Annotated in this window: 2 protein-coding genes; both read left to right on the top strand. The window is 36.5% G+C overall.

Going from position 1 to position 1,037, the window contains the following annotated elements; all coding sequences use genetic code 11:
* The coding region (locus ACT3RN_RS15805) for a hypothetical protein (protein WP_444518835.1) at window positions 1-644 on the top strand (644 nt) is incomplete at its 5' end.
* Between the two features lie 9 nt (window positions 645-653).
* Window positions 654-1,037 (top strand): hypothetical protein (locus tag ACT3RN_RS15800; RefSeq protein WP_444518834.1); only part of this gene is annotated, 384 nt, incomplete at its 3' end.

Raw genomic sequence — 1,037 nt, 5'->3', positions numbered from 1 at the left:
CAAAAGTCATGGCTAGTGAGCCAGCATTACTGCAAGATGATGAACAGGCAATGATAAATGAACCTGTAAATAATGACAAACCAGTAATGTGTCATGAACCGACAGGCTATGACAACCAACCTATACCACTGGATACTGGAGTATTGAGAGAGACTCCTATTGATGTCATACCGAAAGAGCTATTTATTGAAAGATTAAAAGCCTCTCCCTTATGGGAGCAAACAGAACGTAAAGATGAAGACAGATCCAGTTTTAGATTAAGTGAGATTAATGGCTTTCTTCAAATCCAAGGTGATGGTAGTTTTTCGAAGTCAGAAAAGATAACTAAAATTGCTTATTCACCTTTAAACGTAAAACAAAGAAACAAGTATGGACATCAGCTATTGGATCAAGAAAAAAGTGCTATGACAGAAATTATCAATATAGTCATTAATGATCACGATAAAGCTGCTGCAATACTGAATCAGCTTTATCAGCAATATTCAGTCAAAGTAGAAAACAACGAAATCCTAAGTGACAATGAAACCTTACATACTTATATTCGTTATAACAATATATTGTTTGAGCTTTGGGGCATGAACCGAACCAGTCATTCTATCAAAGAGTGCAACTTGGCTATGTTAACAGGCTTGACAATTAATTAGGTGTGTTTCGTGGTTAAACTTATTTTTATAGCAATGTCACTGTCATTAGCAAGTTGTACAACCGCAAGTATTTCAAAAGTCATGGCTAGTGAGCCAGCACTACTGCAAGATGGTGAACAGGCAATAATAAATGAACCTGTCAATAATAACAAACCAGTAATATGCTATGAACCACCCGAATATGATAATCCACCGGAACTGCCTGATACAGGAGTGCGCAGAGAGACTCCTATTGATGTCATACCGAAAGAGCTATTTATCGAAAGATTGGAAGCATCTCCTTTATGGGAAAAAGTAAGTTATTCTAATCACTTTGAACGTGATTTTTTACTGGAGAAAGTTAACGGTTTTCTTCAAATCCAAGGTGATGGTGGTTTTTCGAAATCAGAAAGC

Origin of the sequence: Psychrobacter sp. AOP5-GZ1-6 (assembly GCF_052376345.1) — a bacterium.
Lineage (GTDB): Bacteria > Pseudomonadota > Gammaproteobacteria > Pseudomonadales > Moraxellaceae > Psychrobacter.
This window is presented reverse-complemented; position numbering and strand designations above follow the sequence as displayed.